General features: G+C 75.4%; 21 protein-coding genes. 8 read left to right on the plus strand and 13 right to left on the minus strand.

All coding sequences use genetic code 11. The features are described 5' to 3' along the window. Positions 1–49 precede the first annotated feature (49 nt). Complete coding sequence (locus tag ACZ4MO_RS17495; protein WP_114553090.1) at positions 50–1492, plus strand: L-serine ammonia-lyase; 1443 nt, start codon at positions 50–52, stop codon at positions 1490–1492. A 75-nt stretch (positions 1493–1567) separates the two neighbouring features. Here ACZ4MO_RS17495 and ACZ4MO_RS17500 read toward each other — a convergent pair whose 3' ends face one another. Next, on the minus strand, positions 1568–2872 hold the full coding sequence (locus ACZ4MO_RS17500; RefSeq protein ID WP_175009924.1) for a nucleotide disphospho-sugar-binding domain-containing protein: 1305 nt from the start codon (positions 2870–2872) through the stop codon (positions 1568–1570). 152 nt (positions 2873–3024) lie between these two features. Here ACZ4MO_RS17500 and ACZ4MO_RS17505 point away from each other — a divergent pair, with 152 nt between their 5' ends. From ACZ4MO_RS17505 to ACZ4MO_RS17520, 4 genes are all read left to right on the plus strand, one after another. Continuing rightward, positions 3025–3675 carry a TetR/AcrR family transcriptional regulator gene (locus ACZ4MO_RS17505; protein ID WP_255437375.1) on the plus strand — a complete coding sequence of 217 codons (651 nt, stop codon included), beginning with the start codon at positions 3025–3027 and terminating at the stop codon, positions 3673–3675. 39 nt (positions 3676–3714) lie between these two features. Next, positions 3715–4314, plus strand: a complete 600-nt coding sequence (locus tag ACZ4MO_RS17510; RefSeq protein WP_163185129.1) for a sulfite oxidase-like oxidoreductase — start codon at positions 3715–3717, stop codon at positions 4312–4314. Next, on the plus strand, positions 4307–5167 hold the full coding sequence (locus tag ACZ4MO_RS17515; RefSeq protein ID WP_175009922.1) for an FAD-binding oxidoreductase: 861 nt from the start codon (positions 4307–4309) through the stop codon (positions 5165–5167). Before ACZ4MO_RS17510 ends, ACZ4MO_RS17515 begins: the two co-directional genes overlap by 8 nt. 145 nt (positions 5168–5312) lie before the next feature. Further along, a complete protein-coding gene (locus ACZ4MO_RS17520) occupies positions 5313–6641 on the plus strand; it encodes a serpin family protein (protein WP_175009921.1) in 1329 nt (442 codons plus the stop codon). Here ACZ4MO_RS17520 and ACZ4MO_RS17525 read toward each other — a convergent pair. The 3 genes from ACZ4MO_RS17525 to ACZ4MO_RS17535 form a co-directional block, all read right to left on the minus strand. Continuing rightward, positions 6622–7200 (minus strand): pyridoxamine 5'-phosphate oxidase family protein, encoded by a 579-nt coding sequence (locus tag ACZ4MO_RS17525; RefSeq protein ID WP_175009920.1) that lies wholly within the window; start codon positions 7198–7200, stop codon positions 6622–6624. The two genes, ACZ4MO_RS17520 and ACZ4MO_RS17525, sit on opposite strands and share 20 nt — an antisense overlap. Positions 7201–7251: 51 nt before the next feature. After that, a complete protein-coding gene (locus tag ACZ4MO_RS17530; protein WP_175009919.1) occupies positions 7252–8067 on the minus strand; it encodes a CPBP family glutamic-type intramembrane protease in 816 nt (271 codons plus the stop codon). A gap of 80 nt (positions 8068–8147) precedes the next feature. Next, complete coding sequence (locus ACZ4MO_RS17535) at positions 8148–8606, minus strand: hypothetical protein (RefSeq protein ID WP_255437374.1); 459 nt, start codon at positions 8604–8606, stop codon at positions 8148–8150. A 137-nt stretch (positions 8607–8743) separates the two neighbouring features. Here ACZ4MO_RS17535 and ACZ4MO_RS17540 point away from each other — a divergent pair, with 137 nt between their 5' ends. After that, a complete protein-coding gene (locus ACZ4MO_RS17540) occupies positions 8744–9814 on the plus strand; it encodes an App1 family protein phosphatidate phosphatase (protein ID WP_175009918.1) in 1071 nt (356 codons plus the stop codon). 69 nt (positions 9815–9883) lie between these two features. Continuing rightward, complete coding sequence (locus ACZ4MO_RS17545) at positions 9884–10741, plus strand: hypothetical protein (protein WP_175009917.1); 858 nt, start codon at positions 9884–9886, stop codon at positions 10739–10741. Positions 10742–10846: 105 nt separating this feature from the next. Here the strand turns inward: ACZ4MO_RS17545 and ACZ4MO_RS17550 are convergent, their stop codons facing one another. The 6 genes from ACZ4MO_RS17550 to ACZ4MO_RS17575 all read right to left on the minus strand — a co-directional run bounded on the left by ACZ4MO_RS17550 (position 10847) and on the right by ACZ4MO_RS17575 (position 16082). Beyond that, positions 10847–11791, minus strand: a complete 945-nt coding sequence (locus tag ACZ4MO_RS17550) for an aldo/keto reductase (RefSeq protein WP_255437373.1) — start codon at positions 11789–11791, stop codon at positions 10847–10849. A 59-nt stretch (positions 11792–11850) separates the two neighbouring features. After that, positions 11851–12252: a MerR family transcriptional regulator gene (locus tag ACZ4MO_RS17555; RefSeq protein WP_175009916.1), complete on the minus strand. Its 402-nt coding sequence runs from the start codon at positions 12250–12252 to the stop codon at positions 11851–11853. Positions 12253–12316: 64 nt separating this feature from the next. Beyond that, a complete protein-coding gene (locus tag ACZ4MO_RS17560) occupies positions 12317–13504 on the minus strand; it encodes a hypothetical protein (protein WP_186810501.1) in 1188 nt (395 codons plus the stop codon). A gap of 125 nt (positions 13505–13629) precedes the next feature. Further along, positions 13630–14076 (minus strand): DoxX family protein, encoded by a 447-nt coding sequence (locus tag ACZ4MO_RS17565; protein WP_009864071.1) that lies wholly within the window; start codon positions 14074–14076, stop codon positions 13630–13632. Positions 14077–14112: 36 nt separating this feature from the next. Then, positions 14113–14760, minus strand: a complete 648-nt coding sequence (locus ACZ4MO_RS17570) for a response regulator (protein WP_175009915.1) — start codon at positions 14758–14760, stop codon at positions 14113–14115. A 26-nt stretch (positions 14761–14786) separates the two neighbouring features. After that, entirely contained in the window at positions 14787–16082 is a 1296-nt protein-coding gene (locus ACZ4MO_RS17575; protein ID WP_175009914.1) for a histidine kinase, read from the minus strand. Positions 16083–16187: 105 nt separating this feature from the next. Between ACZ4MO_RS17575 and ACZ4MO_RS17580 the strand changes: the two genes are divergently transcribed. Next, a complete protein-coding gene (locus ACZ4MO_RS17580) occupies positions 16188–16937 on the plus strand; it encodes a ZIP family metal transporter (RefSeq protein ID WP_108047733.1) in 750 nt (249 codons plus the stop codon). A 12-nt stretch (positions 16938–16949) separates the two neighbouring features. Here the strand turns inward: ACZ4MO_RS17580 and ACZ4MO_RS17585 are convergent, their stop codons facing one another. The 3 genes from ACZ4MO_RS17585 to ACZ4MO_RS17595 form a co-directional block, all read right to left on the minus strand. Next, positions 16950–17594 carry a lysophospholipid acyltransferase family protein gene (locus ACZ4MO_RS17585; RefSeq protein ID WP_061268954.1) on the minus strand — a complete coding sequence of 215 codons (645 nt, stop codon included), beginning with the start codon at positions 17592–17594 and terminating at the stop codon, positions 16950–16952. A gap of 54 nt (positions 17595–17648) precedes the next feature. Next, the gene (locus tag ACZ4MO_RS17590; RefSeq protein ID WP_175009913.1) at positions 17649–19169 is read right to left on the minus strand and encodes an amino acid permease; all 1521 of its coding nucleotides are present in this window, start codon (positions 19167–19169) and stop codon (positions 17649–17651) included. A 143-nt stretch (positions 19170–19312) separates the two neighbouring features. Beyond that, the gene (locus tag ACZ4MO_RS17595; protein ID WP_255437372.1) at positions 19313–20947 is read right to left on the minus strand and encodes a nucleobase:cation symporter-2 family protein; all 1635 of its coding nucleotides are present in this window, start codon (positions 20945–20947) and stop codon (positions 19313–19315) included. Positions 20948–20987 lie beyond the last annotated feature (40 nt).

Genomic DNA, 20987 nt, shown 5'->3' on the forward strand with positions numbered 1-20987 from the left:
CTATAGCAAAATCCGCCCGCATCGTGGACGAGGTGCGACCATGGTGGGCATGAGCGCCTACGTCTCGGTCCTCGACCTGTTCTCCGTCGGCGTCGGACCGTCGAGCTCGCACACCGTCGGGCCGATGCGCGCGGCGAAGGCGTTCGTCACGACCCTGGCCGCGGGCGACGCGCTCGACGCCGTGGCGGGGCTGCGGGTCGTGCTGTGCGGCTCGCTCGGCGCGACGGGCGTCGGCCACGGCACGCCGGACGCCGTCGTCGCGGGCCTGCTCGGCCTGGACCCCGAGACGTGCGACCCGGCTCGGGTGCCCGGGTCGTGGGAGAAGCTCGGTGACGGCGCACCCGTCGCGCTCCTCGGCCGCCACCGCATCACCATGACTCGCGACGACGTGCGCCTCGCGCCGCTGACGCGCATGCCCGGTCACCCCAACGGGATGCGCTTCACCGCGCTCGACGCCGACGGCGCGACGCTCGCCGAGGAGGCCTACTACTCCGTCGGCGGCGGGTTCGTCCTCACCGCGGCCGAGCTCGAGGCAGCCGCCGCGAACGAGGCGGCCCAGGTCGGCGCCGAGCTCGCGGGCGAGACGATCGACCCGCGGACCGAGCCGGCCGGCGTGCCGTACCCGTTCGCCAACGCGGCCGAGCTCCTCGCCGTGTGCGAGCGCGAGCGGACGTCGATCGCCGCGGTCGCGTGGGCCAACGAGACCGCCCTGCGCCCGGTGGCCGACGTCGAGGCGGGCGTCGACCGGATCTGGGACACGATGAGCGCGTGCGTCGACGCCGGGCTGGAGCGCGACGGCGTCCTGCCCGGCCGGCTCAAGGTCCGGCGTCGGGCGCGTGCGCAGCGCGAACGCCTCGAGCTGGCCGACGAGCGCGGCGCCGACACGACGATCGAGTGGCTCCAGGCCTTCGCGATGGCCGTCAACGAGGAGAACGCCGACGGGCGGCGCGTCGTGACCGCCCCGACGAACGGCGCGGCCGGGATCATCCCGGCCGTCGGGCGGCACTTCCTGCGCACGCACCCGGACGTCGCCGCCGACCCGGCGCGCCGTCGTCGGGCGATGCGCACGTACCTGCTCACCGCCGCCGCCATCGGCGCGCTGTACAAGCGCAACGCGTCCATCTCCGGCGCGGAGGCCGGGTGCCAGGGCGAGGTCGGGTCGGCGTGCTCCATGGCGGCCGGCGCCATCTGCGCGGTGCTCGGCGGTACGCCCGCCCAGGTCGAGAACGCGGCCGAGATCGCGATGGAGCACAACCTCGGCCTCACGTGCGACCCGGTCGGAGGGCTCGTCCAGGTCCCGTGCATCGAGCGCAACGCCATCGCCGCGTGCACCGCCGTGTCCGCCGCGCGCCTCGCGCTCCAGGGCGACGGCTCGCACGTCGTCTCGCTGGACACCGTCATCGAGACCATGCGCCAGACGGGCGTCGACATGTCGACCAAGTACAAGGAGACCTCGACGGGCGGCCTCGCGGTCAACGTCGTCGAGTGCTGAGCCGGAGCGCAGCGGAGCAAGCGCAGGCTCCAGCACGACCGAGGGCGCCGGGCATCCCCCGATCCTCCTCCCCCGTCAGCGTGCGGCACGGGGAGCGGCGCGCCGGGCGACGACCTCCTCCACGACCGCGACGACGCCGTCCTCCCCCGGCGCGGCGGCGATGCGCTCGCCGAGGAGCGCGGCGGCCCGGGTGTGCGACGGGTCGTCGAGCAGGCGGCGCACCGCACGTCGCACCTGGGCGGGCCGCGGCGTGCTGGTCCGCAGCCGCACGCCCGTCCCGGTCCACGCGACGCGGGCCGCGACCTCCGCCTTGTCCTCCGTCTTCCCGGCGACGACGACGGGCACGCCGTGTCGCAGCGCGTGGTGCACGCCGCCGTAGCCGCCGTTCGTCACGAGGACCGACGTGCGCGGGAGCAGCGCGTCGTACGGGAGATACTCGGCCGCGCGCGCGTTCGGGGGCAGCGTGCCGAGCGTCTCGACGGGCCGCCCGCCGGTCGCGGCGACGACGAGCACGTCCTCGTCCGCGAGCGCGCGCAGGGTCGGGACGAGGAGCTGGTGCGGGTCCTCGTTCGCGACGGTGCCCTGGGTGACGTGGACGACAGGACGACGCGTGCCGAGGTCGTCCCACCAGGCGGGGAGATCGCCGTGCGCGGCGACGGGCCGCGGCGGGCCGACGAACCGGACGGGCGTGACGACGTCGGGCCGCGGGTACTCGAGCTCGGGGACGGTGAGCTGCACGACGGCGTCCGCGTCGGCGGGCCAGCCCAGGAAGAACGTGTCGCTCGGGGTGGCGCCGGTCGCGCGCACCATGTCCTGCGCGGCGCGCTGCGGCGCGGCGAACGCGACGCCCTCGACGAACCGGTGCAGCGCCCGGTTGCGCAGCACCCCGAGCGGCCCGCGCGCGGGAAGCACGCCGAGGCCGAACGGTGCGGTGAGGTCGCTCTTCAGCCCGAGCGGGAAGATGCCCAGCGCGAGCACGGGAGGGCGCCGGTCGGCCGGGGTGGCGACGAGCGCCATCGCGCCGAGGAACAGGGGCTCGACGAGCACGACGTCGGCCGGGCGCGCGGCGAGGGCGTCGACGACGGCGCGGTGCTGCGCGGCGCCCGGCCGGACGAAGATCTCGAGCATGTCGTGGCGGATCGCGTCGAGACCGGTGCGCCCCGCGCGGCCCGGGAACGCGGCCGCGAGGTCGCGGTCGTCGAAGTCGGCGGCGGCGGGCAGCGGCACGTGCTCGGCACCGGCTGCCTCCGCGGCCGCGGCGAAGCGCGCGCCGGTGAGGAACCGGACCTCGTGGCCGTGGGCGACGAGCGCGCGCGTGACCGCGAGCAGCGGGGTGACGTGGGCGTGCACGGGGGTGGAGCAGAGCAGGACGGTGGCCATCGGTGTGCCTCTCTCGGGCGGCGCGGGACGCGCCGGTCGGACGGGAAGGGCGCGGGACCGGGCCGTCCGCGCGAGGACGCCGAGGGGGAGGCGGCGTGTGAGAAGATCGGTAACCGTCAGGAGTATTCATCACCCTAGAGGGGTAGTCAATAGTGGTCCCCCGCGCCTACACGTCCGACCTCCGCGCCGAGCAGGCCGCGCGCACCCGCGAGCGCGTCGTGCGCGCAGCGGCCGAGGAGCTCACCGAGCGTGGCTACGAGCGCACGACCCTCGCGCGCGTCGCCGAACGGGCGGGCGTGTCGCTCGAGACCGTCAAGGTGCACGGGCCCAAGCGCGCCCTGCTCCTCGCGGCCTTCGAGGTGACGTTCGCAGGGTCCGAGGGCCAGGAGTCGCTCGCCGCCCGGCCCGAGGGCCGCGCCGTCGCCGGGACCACCGACCCCGAGGCCTTCCTCGACGGGCTCGTCGCGCTCGTGGCGGCGGCGAACGAACGCGTCGCGGCCCTGTGGTCGGCGTTCACGTCGGCGGCCCGCTCCGACGAGGCCGTCGCCGCCGAGCTCGCGGCGCTCCTCGACCGCCGTCGCGCGGACCTGCGCGCGAGCGTCGACGTGCTCGCGGACCACGGGTTCCGGCTGCGCGCACCGCGGGACGAGTCCGCCGAGACCCTGTCCTACCTCCTCGCGCCGGAGGGCTGGACGCACTTCGCGGCCGGTGCGGGCTGGTCGCGCGAGCGGTACCGCGCGTGGCTGCGCGACGCCGTCGTGCGCCTCGTCGCCGCACCGCCCCGGGGTGACGCGGACGCCTGACCCCTGGCGCGGCCTGGCGGGCCGCGCCTACCGTGAGCCATGAGCACCCTCACCCCCGGCTTCCAGGGCCGGCCCCGCCCGCAGGGCGTGGCGCTCCCGCCGGGCCAGTACGTCGAGACCGGGTTCCCCGTGCTCTCGGCAGGGCCCACACCGCGCGTCGACACCGCGACCTGGCGCTTCGACGTCACCACCGAGACCGGCGCGACCCGATCCTGGTCGTGGGCCGAGCTCCTGGCGCTCCCCCAGGACGAGCCGACCGTCGACATCCACTGCGTCACCCGCTGGTCGAAGTTCGGCACGTCCTGGCGCGGCGTCTCGCTCGACACGCTCCTCGGCGAGGTCGAGTCCACGGCCGACTTCGCGATGATCGGCTGCTACGGCGGCTACACGACGAACCTCCCGGTCGCCGAGCTGCTCGGTGGCAAGGCGTGGGTCGTGCACACCTTCGACGGCGCCCCGCTGCACCCCGTGCACGGCGGCCCCGCGCGGCTCCTCGTGCCGCACCTGTACTTCTGGAAGTCGGCGAAGTGGGTCAACAGCATCACCCTCATGCCCATGGACCGGCAGGGCTTCTGGGAGCGGCTCGGCTACCACGACCTCGGCGACCCGTGGCGCGAGCAGAGGTACCAGGGTGACTGAGGCGCCCGTCCGCCTCGGCGCGCGGTACGCGACGCCGTCGCGCTGGCAGGTCGCGACGCTCGTCGGCGCGTGGGCGGAGAGCCCGTCCGCGCGGACGCTCGTCCTCGAGGTCCCCGCGTGGCCCGGCCACCTCGCCGGCCAGCACGTCGACCTGCGCCTCACCGCGCCCGACGGCTACACCGCCGAGCGCAGCTACTCGATCGGCAGCGCCGCGACGCGCACCCCCCTGCCCGACGACGCCCCCTCCCCGGGCAGCCCGCCCGCCGTCCGGCAGGACGGCGCGGTGCCCGACGGCGTCGCCCCCGCGCGCGTCGAGGTCACGGTCCAGCGGGTCCCCGGCGGCGAGGTCTCGACCTACCTCACCGACGTGTTCGCCGTGGGTGACGCGATCGAGCTGCGCGGGCCCGTCGGCGGGTGGTTCGTCTGGTCGCCGGAGCGCGACGCCGGGACGTCCGTGCTGCTCGCGGCGGGCGGCTCGGGCCTCGTCCCGCTCATGGCGATGCTCCGCACCCGGCGCGACGCCGGCGACCGCACGCCGTTCCGGCTCGTGTACTCGGTGCGGCGCCCCGAGGACATGCTGTACGTCGACGACCTCGACCGCCTCGCGGCCGCGCACGACGGGCTCGACGTCCACGTCGTCCACACCCGTTCGACCCCGCTCGGCTCGATGCGCGGGCCCGGCCGCGTCGAGCGGCGCGAGCTCGCCGCGTGGGGCTGGCCGCCCGAGATCGAGCCCGCGTGCTTCGTGTGCGGGCCGACGGGCTTCGTCGAGGCCGTCGCGCGACAGCTCGTGGCGCTCGGCCACGACCCGGCGCGCATCAAGACCGAGCGCTTCGGGCCCGCGGTCGACTGACCGCGGCGCAGGAGTCAGACCGGAGGCGCCGGCGGCCCGCCCGCGGGTCCGCGCCCGCGCGCTCCGCGGAGCAAGGATCGCGCTCCCGCCGACACAGTCGGAGAGAGGGCGGCGAGCGCGCCGGCCCCGACCGCCGGGGGGATCGATGACGACGACCGCAGCACCGCACCAGGAGCCGAGTCTGCGTCGGCGCGGGCTGGCCACCCTGACGACGACGGCTGCGCTGGCCGCGCTCACGGCGTGCGCCACCGGCGTGACCTCCAGTCCGGACCTGCCCCTCGCCACCGCGGACGCCGCGCGGGACGTCGTGAGCGTGGCCGACGCCGGCGCGACGCCCGGCGTCGTCGACGCGACCGAGCGGCTCGGCCTGACGATGCTCGCCGCGGCACCCCGTGAGGGCAACGTCGTGGTCTCGCCGGCGAGCGCCGTCGTCGCGCTCTCGATGCTGGCCGAGGGCGCGCGGGGAGACACGGCGCTGGCCCTCGACGACGCGCTCGGCGCGTCCGGCCAGGACCGGACGGACGCGGTCAACGCCCTCCTCGCGTCGCTCGCCGCCTACGATGGCGACCCGGCGCAGGTCCGGGCGGAGGAGCTCCCGGAGAAGCCGCTCGTGCACGTCGCGAACCAGGTCGTGCTCGACGACGAGGCCGAGGTCCACGAGCCCTACCTCGAGACGCTCGCGACCGGGTACGGCGCCGGGGTGCTGCACACGGACCTCGGGACGTCGTCGGGCATCGCGCCGCTCAGCGAGTGGGTCCGGTTCCACACCGGCGGGCTGGTCGAGGAGAGCGCCGTCGAGCCCGACGCCGACCTGCGCCTCGTGCTCCAGAACGCGGTCCTGTTCGCCGCCCGGTGGGAGGCGCCGTTCGACGAGGGCGACACGGCGCCCTCGCCCTTCACCCTCGCGGGCGGCGAGGTGGCGGACGTGGAGTCGCTGCGGCTCACGGAGTCGTGGGCGTACGCCGAGGACGACGGGTGGCGCGCGGTCCGGCTGCCGTACGTCGAGGGGTTCCACGCCGACGTCGTGCTGCCGCCCGAGGGAGCCGACCCGGCGTCCGTCGCGCCGGGTCGGCTCGCCGCGCTGCGGGAGGCGCTGGACACGGCACCCCGGCAGACGGTCGCGCTGACCCTGCCGACGCTCGACGTCCCCGCCGAGGACCCGCTGGAACTCCGGCCCGCCCTCTCCGCGGCCGGGCTCGGCGGACTCCTCGACCCGGTCGAGCCGCCCGACCTCGGCGGCATCAGCGACCAGGACCTCTACGTCTCGCAGGCCTGGCAGCAGGCGCTCCTCCAGGTCGACGCCGAGGGCACCGTCGCGGCGGCCGTCACCGAGATCGTCGAGGTCGAAACTGCGGCGGAGATCGCGGCCGAGAGCATCACCTTCCGCGTGGACCGGCCCTACGTCTTCTCGGTGTCCTCCGACGACACCGGCTGGCCGCTCTTCACTGCCGCGATCAGAGACCCACGGCACTGAGGGCGCGCGGGCCCGGACCGAACCGCCACCGCATCGCCGCGTGCTCGGCCGTGCGCTCGTACGCGAACACGACCTCGGGCCGCACGGAGAAGACGAGCGCCGGGTCGCCGTCGTGCACGAACGCGCCGTCCTGGACGTCGAACGTCCAGTCGTCGCCGTACTTGCAGCGCCACCGCTCGGCGAGGCGGCGGAGCGCCGCGTCCTCGGTGACGCGCGCGGCGGTGCCCTCGACGACGACGTCGAGCGCGTCCTCGTAGTCGTTCTTCCCGGTCGTGAGCACGACGTGCGCGTTCTCGGCCAGGTTGCGGGCCTTGCGCTCGTCCGGCCCGGTGGTCACGTGGAGGCAGCCGTCGGCGACGACCGTCATGAGCGGCGTGACGTGCGGGCGCCCGTCGGGGCGCACGGTCGAGATCCACGAGATCTCGGCCCGTTCGAGCGCGTCGCGCACCGTCTCCCACGGGACGGGACGCGCGCCGGGAGAGCTGAACCCGGGGACGAGCGTCCCCTCCGGTGCGTCGGGGGCGGCGGGTCGGGCGGCAGGCTGCTCGGCCGTGGTCATGGAGGTTCCTCTCGTCGGTCCTGCCCCTGGGACCGGCGAGCGCGCCCGGACTCATCGGTCGCGGCGCCATCGACGAGTCACCCGAGACCTGGGCGCGATCATCACCGCCGCGAGGGCAAGGATCACCACCCCCGCGTTGGCAGCGAGGGTGCCTGCCCAGGTCGTCGGCGGGATGCCGAGAGTGAAGCTGGCGGCGTTGAACACCGTGTGGCTGAGGATGCACAGGAGCACCCCGTTCGGGCCGGCCATCCTGAAGATCGCGCCGTAGAGGAAGCGGAACGCCATGATCTGGACCGCGAACATCCAGAAGTCGATCAGACCGGACTCGTGGTTCGTGCCAGGGATGAAGAAGAGCGGCACGTGCCAGAGCAGCCAGATGATCCCGACCACCAGCGACGAGGTGACGAACCCCCACCGCCGATCGAGCCCGGGCTGCAGCGCGGTCATCCAGCCGGCCTCCTCCATGCCGCCGATGACGAGGTTGCCCGGCAACGACAGGAAGAACATGAACCACGGGACCGCGTGCGCGGAGGGGCCGGAGACCAGCAGGTGGAGCGCGAAGTACGCGGCGAGCGCGACGAGGGCGAGCAGCCACCCCGCAGGACGGCCCCGGATGACGAAGACGAGGCGCAGCCATTCCCGGAGACCCGAGACCCTGCGGTTCGCTCGCAGGACGACGTAGGAGGCGATCGCGGGCGAGAGGATGTAGAGCGCGAACGGCACGTTCGCCAGGAGCTCGGGAACCGTGGTGACGACGTTGTGCACCTCGTAGCCGGAGCGGGCCGCCACGATCAGCCCACCGGAGAGCCCGTAGGCGATCAGGAAGGTGAGCGCCACGAACTGGCGGGCGATCCGGGCGTCCGTCACCCCGCAACGATACGGCCCGGCCCGGCGGTGGCTGGGCACGATGGACGGGGTCGGTTGCCTCTCGACACACCGACCAGACGTCACCGCACGTCGTCGGGCCCGGCCTCGTGTCCGGGACGCCCCGCCGTGCGCCGGTCCTGCTTCATCCGGGCCTCGAACAGGTGCCGGGCGCCGCCTGCGAGCTCGTCGCGCACGGTGCGCTCATGCTCGCGGAACGCCGACCAGTAGCCGTCGTCGTACTCCTCGACGAGCTGGAACGTCCAGCGGCCGGGGACGACGTTGCGTCCCACGAGCTCCGCCTCGATCCGGTCCGCGACCTCCGCGTGCCCCGCGGCGCGCAGCTTCTCGACCGCCTCGCCGAGCGCGAGGTCCGCCTCCCCGGTGAGCTGGTGGAACGTGTACAGGTGCCCGCGCGCGCGTTCCGTCGTCTCCAGCGCCTCGCTCAGGGCCCCGAGCGCGTCGACGGTCGCGTCGCTCACGCCCTCGGGCACGGGGCGGCCGGGCAGGTCGGCAGGGTTCCGGGAGGTCTCGTCGCTCACGCGGCCACGCTAGGCACGGCCCGCCGGGCCCGCACGCGCTCGTCGGCGACCTACGCCCCCGCGCGACACCCCGCGCTCGTGGGCAGGCTGTGACAGGGTTGACCCGCCACCCCCGACCGAGGACAGCGCCCCGAGCCATGCCGCAGACCGCACCCGTACCGACCGTCACGAGCGAGCCCACCCCGAGCCAGCGCCCCCACCGGGCCGCGCGGCTCGAGGACCGGTGGCGCGCCGTCGTCTCCCGCTTCCAGAAGGCCCGCGGGTGGCGCCCGCGCGTCGAGCCGTTCGCCGGCTACGGGAGCCCGCGCCGGGTGCGCGTGCTGGGCCGGGTGCTCCTCGCGAGCCCCGCGTTCGACCCCGCGCTGCACGAGCGCGAGTCCGCCGACAGGCGCGGCTGGCGGTACTTCTTCACCGCGCCGGCCCCGCGCGAGGAGGTCCGCGTGCGGGTGGGCAGCACGACGGTCGACCTGGTGTCCGACCGCGGCGGCTACCTCGACCGGGTGATCGACGTCGACCTCGCGCCGGGCTGGCACGACGTCTCGTTCCGCACCTCGGCGGGCGCGACGGCGACCGGCCGGGTGTTCGTCGTGGCCGACGGGCGCCGGCTCGGCGTCGTCTCGGACATCGACGACACCGCGATGGTGACGGCCGTCCCGCGCCCGTTCATCGCGGCGTGGAACACGTTCGTGCGGCACTCGAGCGCCCGCGTGCCGGTGCCGGGCATGGCGGCGCTGTACCGCGGCATCGCGACGTCGCGGCCCGGCACCCCGTTCGTCTACGTGTCGACGGGCGCGTGGAACACCGCCGCCAACCTGCGACGCTTCCTCCAGCGCCACGGCTTCCCGCCCGGCCCGCTGCTGCTCACCGACTGGGGACCCACCAACACGGGCTGGTTCCGCAGCGGCCCGGAGCACAAGGACACGTCGCTCGACCGGCTGTTCCGCGAGCTGCCCGACGTCGACTGGCTGCTGATCGGCGACGACGGCCAGCACGACCCCGACATCTACGCGCGCGCCGCACGCCGCCACCCGGGCCACGTCGCGGCCGTCGCGATCCGCGAGCTGACGCCCGCGCAGCAGGTCCTCGCGCACGGCTCGCCGCTGCCCGCGCCCGGCAGCCTGCCGGGCGACGTCGGGGGCGTCCCGACGGCGCACGGCCCCGACGGCGACGCGCTCACCCGCTCGCTCGCCCGGGTGCTGCGTCGCTGAGACCCTGGGTGCCACGGGTCCCCCGCGGCTCCGGATGCCACGCCCCGGCGGCAGTGGTTGCCTGAGGACATGACCACGCCCGGAGACCCCTTCCCCACGCCCGACCCCGAGCCCGCGCCGACGCGCCGCACGTGGCCGTGGATCGTCGTCACGGTCGTGGCGGTGCCGGTGATCGCGCTCGTCGTGTGGCTGGTCAACCGCCCGACCGACGACGGCCCCGCCGCCGAGACGCCCGCGCCGTCGACCAGCGCTCCCGCGAGCCCGTCCCCCACCGACGCGGCGTCACCCACCGACGGCGCCTCGACGCCCGCCGCCGAGGGGTGCCCCGCCACCGGCGACGGCGTCCCCGCAGGGGCGGGCACGCACGAGATCGTCGACGTCGACGGCGACGGCCGCCCCGACACCGCGTGGCTCACCGGCGGCGCGGACCGCACGTTCGGCATCACGACGGCGTCGGGCGCCACGTTCTCCGCGCCCGTCGAGTCGGCGAGCCCGCAGCCCGCGAGCGCGATCGTCCAGCTCGTCGCGGCGGGCGACGGGACCGCGCCGATCGCGCTCGTCGACACCGGCCGTGAGGTCCTGCTGCTCTCGGCCGCCGACTGCGCCCTGACGCCGACGCAGAACGCGCAGGCCGAGCCCTACACGTTCGACAAGGGCTTCACGGGCTTCGGCACGGGCGTCGGCTGCACCGAGGTCGACGGCACGCTCCGCCTCGCGGGCCTGGACGCCGTGTCCGACGACGGCTCCTCCTTCACGGTGTCGCGCACCTTCGTCGACCTCGGCACGGGTGCGAAGGTCGCGACGAACGGCGAGGAGGAGACGGTCGCGCAGGACGCCGCCGCGGACGACCCGGTCGTCACGACGGCGCAGGAGACGAGCTGCGGCGACCTCGTGGCCGGCCAGGACGGCCCGGTCGAGCCGCAGTAGCCCCGCCGAGCCGCAGCAGCCCCGCCGAGCACGACCTTGCTGTCGTCATCAGGACGATGCCGACAACAAGGTCGTGCTCGGCGGGAAGCAGGCGGCACTCGGGGGTCAGCGGGCGTCGGCGAAGCGGTCCAGCTGGCTCGGCGACAGCGTGACGTCGCGCGCGGCCATCGCCTCGTCGACCTGCTCGATCCTGCTCGCCCCGACGATGGGCGAGATCCCCTGGCTCATCAGCCAGGCCAGGACGACCTGGTTCGGCGTCGCCCCGGTCTCCCGGGCGGCCTCGTCGAGCACGCGGAGCACCCGCTCGGTCCCCGGGTGGGCGTAGCCCGCGGAGAACGGGCGGTCCGCACGGGTGTACCCGCCCATCATCAGGGGCGTGTAGCACCACAGGTCGAGCCCTTCCGTGCGGGCGTGGTCGAGGTCGTCCGGGGTCAGGAGCTTGTGGCCCGCCTCCGGGACGGTCGTGCCCGGGCGGGGCTGCACGAGGGAGTGCCGGAGCTGCAGCGCCGACCACTCGGCCACGCCCTGCCGACGCGCGAGGTCGCGTGCCTGCTGCACCCGCCACGACGCGTGGTTGGCCGCGCCGATACGGCTCGCGCGCCCCTCGGCCACGGCCTCCCCGAAGGCGGCGACCGTCTCGCCGAGGTCGACCGTCCGGTCCTCCGCGTGCGCCCACAGCAGGTCGACGTGGTCGACGCCGAGGCGGTCGAGGCTCCCGTCGAGGCCCGCCCGGACGGCGGACGCGGAGAGGCCCTCCGCGCTCTCGGGCCACGCGTGCGCGACCAGCGGGTCCTGACGGACCTTGGTGGCGAGCCCGACGGCGGAGCGCACCCCCGGGTTCGCCCGCAGCCAGGCGCCGAGCACGCGCTCGCTGGCGCCGCCCAGCCCGCTCGGGTCGGTCCAGAAGGCGTAGCAGTTCGCGGTGTCGAGCCAGTGGCCGCCCGCCTCGACGAAGCGGTCGAGCAGCCGGAACGCGGTGGACTGCTCCACGCGCGTGCCGTGGTCCATGGTCCCGAGGACGATCTGGGGAGCGTTCATCTGTGCGGTCATGCCCCGATGCTCGATGCTGGAGCGCGCTCCAGGTCAAGAGGGCTCCTCGGCGGACCCGGCTACCCGTCGACCCGTGGGCGCGGACCCGGACCCGAGGCCTCCCGCGACTGCTCCTCGTAGTACGCGATCTTGTCGTCCAGCACGCCGAGCGCGAGATCGATCCGCGCCCTGCGCTCGCGCAGCTCCCGCCGATGGCCCTGGAGGAAGGCGACGCGGTCGGCGGGGCTCCCCTCGCGGCGCAGGAGCGAGGTGAACTCGCGCAGCTCGGCGATCCCCAGCCCGGCGTCCCGCAGGCACGTCACCAGCCCGATCCAGAACAGGTCGTCGCCGTCGTAGGCCCGGTGCCCGCCGGCCGTCCGGGCGATCGGCCCGATGAGCCCCTCCCGCTCGTAGTAGCGGAGCGTGTCGAGGCTGACGCCGGCTCGGGCGGCGGCCGCCTGCGGCGTGAGCGTGTCGGACATGAGGAGCCTCTCTCTGCGCATCTGGTACCCGACCCTGATTCTGGGTCCTGGTGTGCACCCCAGGTCAATGCCGGGCCCGGGCTCCCCCGCGCCCGCACACCCGGCACGTGCCACGGCGACGGAGCCAGTAGGCGTAGGTCGCGGCGCCGAGGGCGAGCGACCACACCGGCCACAGGAGCGTCGGCCCGACGGCGCCCCACGAGTCCGCGGTGAGGGCCAGCCGGCTCTCGCCGAACCCGAGGACGATGAGCGAGAGCCCCGCGGGGAGCACCGCGACCGCGACGACCGTCGCGGGGACGACCGCGAGCGCGACGGGCACGCGGCGGCCCGCGAGCCCGACCGTCCAGCGCGGGAAGACCTCGCCCCAGCGCTGGAACAGGCCGAGCGTGAGCACGGCGCCGACGAGCGCGAAGCCGCCCAGCCCGAGCGCCGCGACCCAGCCGTCGTCGCCGGCGAGCTGCGCGACGTCGTCGGGCGAGAAGCCGAGCGGGATGCCGAGCACCCAGGCGATGCGCGCCACCGCGTAGAAGGTGGGGATCGCGGCGGCGACGAGCGCGGCGGCCCGCCCCCAGCGCGCCGCGGCGGCGGGCGTGGTCCACGCCGGGTCGTGCCCGTCGTGACGGCGCCCGCAGGACGCGCACGCCCCGGACCCGCGGCGCACGAACCGCCACGTCGAGGCGACGAGCAGGGCGCCGCCGCCGAGGAGCGCGAGCTGCGTGAGCGGTCCGGCGCCGAGGAAGTCCTCGAACGCCGCGCGGATCACGGGGTCGAACGGCGCCATGACGAGCGTGACCGGCAGGTACCCGAGCCGCGCCAGGATCGACGCGTCGGTGAGGGCGAGGACCCCGGCCGCGACGACGGCGGTCGCCGCGACGGTCAGCGCGCGGTCGGCCCGGGCGACGGGACCGCGCCGGGCTCCGAGCCACGCGCGCAGCGCGGTGGCCGCGCCGACGAGCGCGAGGACGGCGACCCACGGCGTGAGGGTCGCGCCCGGGACGCCGCTCAGGGCACCGAACGACAGGTCGTTCGCGGCGCCGACCGCGAGCGTGCCGCCGGTCAGCGTGACGACGAGCGTGGCGACGCCGCCGAGGGTCCACCACGCGGCCGCGGCGGGGGCGACCCAGCGGCCTCGGGACGGGCGCTCGGGACGGGCGGGTGGTCCGCCGCGGGTGGACGGTCGGTGGTCGCCGGCCGACGGCGTGGGTGCAGGGGTGGGGTCGGACAGGGGCGGGTGCGGTGTCGAGGTGCTCATGCCTCGACGCTCCCGGACCCCGCCCGGCCGCGGATCCCCCGGCGCGGCGACCCCGCTCCCCCGCGCGGGTGACCGTCACGCCCGGATGACCGGGCCGCGCCGAGCGAGGGCGCGGCGGGCGGAGGTCAGTCGCGCGGGCGCGCGCGACGCAGCGCCCGGAGGGCGCCCGTGGACCACAGCGCCCACGCCACGAGCACGGGCTGGAAGAACAGGCGCCCGAACCGCTTGGCGTCGGTGTCGAGGCCGAACCCGTCCTGGTGCTCGAGCCACTGCCCGACGTTGCCCGGGAAGATCACGACGAAGAACGCGGCGGCGACGAGCCCGACGGCGACGCGCCACCGGGACAGCACGACGAGCGACCCACCGAGCGCGATCTCGACGGCGCCCGACGCGAGCACCGTCACGTCGTCGTCCACGGGGAACCAGGACGGGACCTGCGCCTGGAACTCCTCGCGCGCGACCGTGAGGTGGCTGATCCCGGCCCCGACCAGGGCGAGACCCAGCGCGACGCGCGCGACCGTCGCGACGGGCGGCACGGGCGGGGCGGGGCGGGTGAGCACGGAGAGGTCCATGGCGCGATCGTCGCACCGGGGCGGTCGGCGCGCGCGTCAGCCCGCCCGCACGAACCCCGACTCGTAGGCTCGCACCACGGCCTGCGTGCGGTCCCGGACGCCGAGCTTGGCGAGGACGTTGCCCACGTGCGTGCGCACGGTCTCGACGCCGAGGTAGAGCCGGGCCGCGATCTCCGCGTTCGACAGCCCCTGCGCGACGAGCCGCAGCACCTCCCCCTCCCGCTCGGTCAGGCGCGCGCCGCGCAGCGCGTCGCCCGTGGGCGGGTGCGCGGTCGCGAGGCGCCGCACGGCGTCGGGGAAGAGCAGCGACTCGCCGCGCGCGACGACGCGCACCGCCTGCGCGACCTCCTCCGGACGCGCGCGCTTGAGCAGGAACCCGTGCGCCCCGGCCCGGAGCGCGTCGAGCACGTGGTCGTCGTTCTCGAAGGTCGTGAGCACGAGGACGCGCGGGGCGCCGCCCCGCGCGAGCAGCGCCCGCGTCGCCGAGATCCCGTCGACGCGCGGCATCCGCACGTCCATGAGCACGACGTCGGGCCGCGCCCGCGCGACGACGCCCGGCGCCTCCGCGCCGTCCCCCGCCTCGCCGACGACCGCCAGGTCGGGCTCCGCGTCGAGGATGACGCGCAGCCCCGCGCGCACGAGCGGCTCGTCGTCGACGAGCACCACGCGGACCGTCTCCGTCATGGGACCGATCCTGTCAGGGCCCGGGCTCACCGCGACGACCCCGCGCGCGGGAACGTCGCGCGCACGACCCAGGCGCCGCCGTCGGGCGCGGGACCGGCCGCGACCTCCCCGCGCAGCAGGTGGGCCCGCTCGCGCATGCCCGCGAGGCCGCGGTGCTCGCGCGCGTCACCGTCGGGTGCCCGACGCCGTGTGCCCGCCCCGAGCGGGTTGCGCACCTCCACGACCAGCGCGCCGCCGGGCCCGGGGGCCACCGCGACGGCGACGGGCTCGCCGGGCGCGTGCCGCAGCGCGTTGGTCAGCGCCTCCTGCACGACGCGGTACGCCTCCTGCGACACGGCGCGCGGGACGTCGGGCGGCGCCGCACCGTCCCGCGCGAGCCGCACGTCGGCGCCCGTGCCGCGCGCGTCGTCGAGCAGCGCGTCGAGGTCGGCGAGCGTGCGGGCCGGGGCGCGGGGCGGCGCGCCCGGCACCTCCGCGCGCAAGAGGCCGAGCACGTGGTCGAGGTCCGCCATCGCGCTGCGACCCGTCTCCTCGATCGCGGCGAGCGCGCGGCGGGCCGCGGGCGGGTCGGTGTCGAGCAGGCGCGCGGCCGCCGCGGCCTGGAGCGTCGTGACGGTCAGCGCATGGCCCACCGAGTCGTGCAGCTCGCGCGCGAGCCGGCCCCGCTCGGCCGCACGGTCCGCGGCCGCCTCGAGCTCCGCGATCTGCTCCGTCTGGTCCGGGCCGAGCAGCGGCAGGGCCGCCTGGCGCAGCACGGCGCGCGCGAGCGCCACGACGTACGGGACGGCGAGCAGCACGAGCACCGCGGTGAGCAGCCACGTCCACGCGGGCAGCGCCTCCCACGGTCGCCAGTCCGCGAGCAGCACCGGCTCGACGCCCGTCGCGGACAGCGCGAGCTGCGTCGCGACCGGGACACCGAACAGCACCACGACCACCACCGCCGCACCCAGGGCCAGGTGCAGCGCGTACCAGGCCGCGGCACGCCAGCGCGTCGCCGCCCCCGGCGGGGCGGCGCCGGTCGCAGGGAGCGGCACGTCGACGTCGAGGAACGTCCGCGCCGCCGCGATCTCGAGCGTGCGCACGGGCGCGAGGAACGGGGGCGTGCTCGCGAGGACCGCCGTCACCAGCGCCAGGACGACGGTCGCGACCCGCGGCGTCTGGAGGGACGCGAACATCTGCGCGAACCCCGCGACGAGTGCCGCATACGCCCCGGCGACGACGCCACCGACGACGAGGAGCACCCCGGCGCGCACGGTGGCCGTGCTGCGCAGCGGGGCGAGCACCCGTCCCCACCCTCGCGGCGGGCGCGCGTCGGTCGTCATGGCCCCCAGTCTCACCGCGCCGCACGCCCAGCACATCCCCTCGACGGGGGAACCGCGGCGCCCGACCGCCGCGCGCACCGGCACCCCCGCTGGTCCAATGAGAGCGTGATCGGGTTCTGGTGGGGCCTCGTCGGGGCGTCGTCGCTGCTCCTCGGGGCCGCGCTCGTCTTCTGGCGCCCGCCCGGCCAGCGGCTCGTCGGGCTCGTCATGGCCTTCGGCTCGGGCGTGCTCATCAGCGCGGTCGCCTACGACCTCGTGGAGGACGCGTCGACCCGCGCGAGCGGGCTCGTCCTGCTCGCGGGCCTCGCCGGCGGGGCGCTGACGTTCTTCGTCGGCGACCGGATCATCGACCGGATGGGCGGCGAGGGCCGCAAGCGCTCCACCGGCGTGCAGAAGGAGGCCGTCCAGGCCGCCGGCGGGACCGGCGGCGCGGCGATCGCGCTCGGCACCGTGCTCGACGGCATCCCCGAGTCCGTCGTCCTCGGCGCGACGCTCATCGGGGGCGGCGGGGTGAGCGTCGCGATGCTCGCCGCCGTCTTCGTGTCCAACCTGCCGGAGGCGATGTCGGCGACGGCGGGGCTGCTCAAGGCCGGCACGAAGCCGTCGCGGCTGTGGGTGCTGTGGGGGTCGACGACGCTCGTCTCGGCGCTCGCGGCCGGGATCGGCTACCTCGCGCTCGACGGCGCGTCGCCCGCCGTCGTGGCGGTCACGCAGGCGTTCGCCGCGGGGGCGCTGCTCACCATGCTCGTCGACACGATGATCCCCGAGGCGACGGAGTTCGGCGGCCCGGTCACCGGGCTCGTCACCGTGCTGGGGTTCGCGACGGCGTTCGGGCTGAGCTCGATCGGCGGGTGACCCGGGCGGCTGTCAGGCCGCGAGGTCCTGGCCGCTCATGCGGTGGATCGACGCCATGACCTCGTCCGTGAGCTCGCGCCGCGCCTGCGCCGGCTTGGTCCCGGCCGTGATCTGGCGCTGCGGGTCGATCGGCTTGCCGAAGTGCACCTCGACGCGGTGCAGGCGCGGGATCCGCTTGCCGACCGGCTGGACCTTGTCCGTGCCGCGCACGGCGACGGGGACGACGGGCGCGTGCCCCGCGAGCGCGAGCCACGCGACGCCCGTGCGGCCCGGGTGCAGCTTGCCGTCGCGCGAGCGCGTGCCCTCGGGATAGATCCCGAACGCGCCGCCGCGCTGGAGCACCTCGAGCGCGTCCTCGAGCGAGCGCTGTCCCGCGCGCGGGTCGTCCCGCTGGACGGGGATCATGCCGATCGTCGTGAAGAACCACCGCGACAGGCGGCCCTTGATCCCGCGGCCCGTGAAGTACTCGGCCTTGGCGAGGAACGTCACGTGCCGCGGCGCGACGATCGGGATGAGCAGCGAGTCGATGAACGACAGGTGGTTGCTCGCGAGGATCACCGCGCCGTGGCGCGGGATGTTGTTGCGTCCTGTCACCTGGGGTCGCAGCAGCACGTAGGCGAGCAGCGACAGGATGAGCCTCAGGACGCGATAGGTCATCCGTTCATTGTGCACCGTCCGGGGCGCACGTCCGTGCACGCCGTGGACGAGCGCTCACCCGTCGGCGCGCGCCCCCACCGCCGCACCGCGCCGTGCCCGGCCCCGCCGTGTGACGAGGTACACGGCGAGGATCACGGCCACGAGCCCCACGGTGGACACGAGCTGGGCGCGCGCGGCGGCGTCGGTCAGCATGAGGACGGCGAGCGCCGCGAGACCCACGAGCACGGCCCACGTGAGCCACGGGAAGCCCCACATGCGGAGCGTCATCGGCTCGCCCGATGCGCGCGCCTGCGCCTCGATCCGTCGGCGGAGCCGCAGCTGCGAGACGGCGACGAGCACCCACACGACGAGCAGCGCGGCGCCCACGGCGTTGAGCAGGATGCCCAGCAGCGCCTCCGGCAGGAGCCAGTTCAGCCCGACCGCGACGAGCGCGAAGAACACGGAGACGAGCACCGACACCCAGGGGACGTCGCGGCGCGACACGCGCCGCAGCGCGCGCGGACCGTCGCCCCGCCCGGCCAGCGAGTACGCCATGCGCGACGTGCCGTAGACGTTCGCGTTGAACGCCGAGAGCAGCGCGACCACGACGACGACCTCCATGACGCGGGCCGCGCCCGGGAGCCCCGCGAGACCGAGCACCGCGACGAACGGGCTCTCGGCGAGCAGCGGCGAGTCCCACGGGAGCACGAGCACCATGATCGCGACCGAGCCCAGGTAGAACACGAGGATCCGCCACACGATGCTGCGCGTCGCGCGCGCGACGGCCGTGCGCGGCTCGCGTGCCTCGGCCGCGGCGATCGTGACGATCTCGATGCCGCCGAACGCGAAGACGACGACGAGCAGGCCCGCCGCGATGCCGCCCCACCCCTCGGGGGCGAAGCCGCCCTGGCCCAGCAGGTTCGACGTGCCGACCGGCTCCGTCCCGGGCAGCAGCCCGAGCACGAGCAGCACGCCCACCACGAGGAACCCGACGATCGCCGCGACCTTGACGAACGCGAACCAGAACTCGAGCTCGCCGAACTGCCGCACGCCCCAGAGGTTGATCACCGCGAACACGACGACCACGGCGAGCGCGACGCCCCACTGCGGCACGTCGGGGTACCAGCCGGTGACGATGCGCGCGGCCCCGGTGATCTCGGCGCCGAGCACCATGACGAGCATGAACCAGTACAGCCAGCCGAGCAGGAACCCGGCCCACGGCCCGAGCGCCTCCTCCGCGTAGACGGAGAACGACCCGCTCGCAGGGCGCACGCTCGCCATCTCGGCGAGCATCCGCATCACGAGGATGACGACGACGCCCGCGATCGCGTACGACACGAGCACGGCCGGGCCGGCGGTGGCGATCCCGACGCCGGAGCCGAGGAACAGCCCGGCACCGATCGCGGAGCCGAGGCCCATCATCGTGAGGTGCCGTGTGCGCAGCCCGCTGCCCAGGTGGTCGGCGCCGGTGTCGGCGCCCGGGTCGGCGCCGCTGTCGGCGGTCGGGTCGCCGGTGAGGTCGGTCGTCGACGGCCGGGTCTCGGCCGGTGCCCCGCTCGCGGACGGTGCCGGGCGTTCGGGCGTGGGGGTGCTCATGGTGCGGTCCTGCGGTCGGGGTCGGGACGCCGTGCTCGACGCCGACCCACGACGCTACACGGCCCGGGCGCGACGGCGCCCCGCACCCGGCTCGAGGGGACGCGCGGGGTGCGGGGCGGCGTCGGGCACGACGCTGTGCCGCGCTACGGGGTCGCGGTCCGCGGGAGCGGGGCGACGGCGTGCTGGCGCGGCGCGGCGGTGCCGTCGCCCGGCGCGGCCGGGTCGTCGGCGCGGTCGCCCGTTCCGGCGGCGGTCCCGTCCTGCCGGCCGTCGCCGTCCGGCGCCGGGGCCTCGGGGGACGGCGCGGCGGCCTCGACGGCGACCGGGCGGCGCGTCGAGCCGTTGAGGACGCCGTCGTCCTGGAGGTCCTCCAGGTCCTCGTCGTCCACGGCGTTCGCGCCGTGCTCCGCCCCGGCCGCGAACACGGACGGGTCGGGCGGCGTGCCGAACTTCAGGTGGTTGAAGAGCAGGTTGAGCAGGATCGCCATGACCGCGGCCGAGCTGATGCCCGAGTGGAAGATGATCCCGAACCACGTGGGGAACTGGTCATAGAAGTCGGGCTTGGCGATGGGGATCATCCCGAACGAGATCGACGCCGCGACGATGATGAGGTTCATCGGGCGCGAGTAGTCGACCTTGGCGAGCGTGCGGATGCCCGACGCCGCGACCGAGCCGAAGAGGACGACGCCCGCACCGCCGAGGACCGGCGTCGGCACCGCGGCGACGACGCGGCCGAGGACGGGCAGCAGGCCGAGGATCACGAGGATCGCTCCGCCCGCCCCCACGACGAACCGCGACTTCACGCCCGTGATGGCCACGAGACCGACGTTCTGCGCGAACGCCGACTGCGTGAAGGACCCGAAGAACGGCGACACGATGGACGACGCCATGTCGGCACGGAGGCCGTCGGCGATGCGCTTGCGGTTCACCTTGGTGCCGACGATCTCGCCGACGGCGATGATGTCGGCCGTCGTCTCGGTGAGGGTCACGAGGATGACGATGAGCATGGAGATGATCGCGGCGATCTCGAACGTCGGCGCCCCGAAGCCGAGGAACGACGGGAACGCTGCGACGGGGCCGTCGCCCACGCCGGAGAAGTCGGCCTTGCCCAGCGCGAGGGCGATGAGCGTCCCGACGACGATCGCGATGAGGATCGACAGGCGCGAGATCGTGCCGCTGCCGACCTTGGACAGCAGGATGACGATCGCGAACGTCAGCGCGGCGAGGCCGATGTTGCTCACCGAGCCGTAGTCGGGCGCGCTCGCGTTGCCGCCCATCGCCCAGTTGGCCGCGACGGGCATGAGCGTGAGCCCGATCGTCGTGATGACGACGCCCGTGACCACGGGTGGGAAGAACCGGATGATCTGCGCGAAGAACGGCGTGATGAGCAGGCCGATCACGGAGGCGACGAGCACCGCGCCCAGGACGCCCGGGATCCCTCCCCCGCCGTTGACGATCGCGACCATCGTGGAGACGCCCGCGAAGGACACGCCCTGGACCAGCGGCAGCTGGGACCCGAAGAAGGGGATGCCCACCGTCTGCAGGATCGTCGCGAGCCCGCCGATAAAGAGGGACGCCGCGACGAGCGTCCCGATCTCGGCACCGGTCAGGCCCGTGGCGCTCCCCACGATGAGCGGTGGGGCGATGATGCCGCCGTACATCGTGAGCACGTGCTGGAACCCGTACCCGAACGTCGACCCGATGGGCAGCCGCTCGTCCTCAGGGCGTACCGGACGCCGTTCGGCGCCGTCCGTGGCCCTCGTGGCTCGCGCGTTCATAGCGGACCTCCTCGTCAGCTATCGTTCCGCTTGGCGGAAA

The organism is Sphaerisporangium cinnabarinum (genome assembly GCF_055567015.1).